General features: G+C 50.7%; 1 protein-coding gene. It reads right to left on the reverse strand.

The features are described 5' to 3' along the window. Positions 1 to 558: GIY-YIG nuclease family protein (locus AC1DRJ_RS31880; protein WP_477805596.1), on the reverse strand; the 558-nt coding region annotated here is incomplete at both ends.

Below are 558 nucleotides of genomic sequence, written 5' to 3' on the forward strand. Positions count from 1 at the left end.
ACCATGGCCTGCTCACGGCCCCGGATTTGGTGTACGCGGACTTGTTCGCTGAGAAATCGACATTGAGCAGTAGCTCGACCAATTCCGCGCCCGTAACTCCAGGATTAATAGTCAGTACACTACAAATCTTGCCGTAGACCGAAATTGGATTCGAAGGCGAAAGCGGACCAATTTCAAGGCGCACATTGCGTCGAATGAAATTGCGCGGCAGCTCGTTGCCTTCGTCGGCGTACTTCCTTAGCTCGACGCCATCTCGAATGTGAGACGGCGAATAGCGCTGTTCGTTTGCTAAGATGCCGGTTCCGTCTTTGATCAATCCATACAGGTTGATCAATTCTTCTTCGCGCTCCCAAGGTTCCCACGGGAAAAATCCATCGATAACACGGATTACTTCCCCGCCAGCGTCCCATATATTCCGTATCCTCTCGACCTTAGCTCCGATCGAGTATTGACGTTTGGCTTCAAATTCGTGAGCAAACACGCGATCAAATTGGCCAATACCGACATAGAAAGGCCGTATTTCGTCTCTTAACGGCGGCTCGCACAGAACATAGACAT

The organism is Pseudomonas sp. P5_B2 (assembly GCF_056400445.1).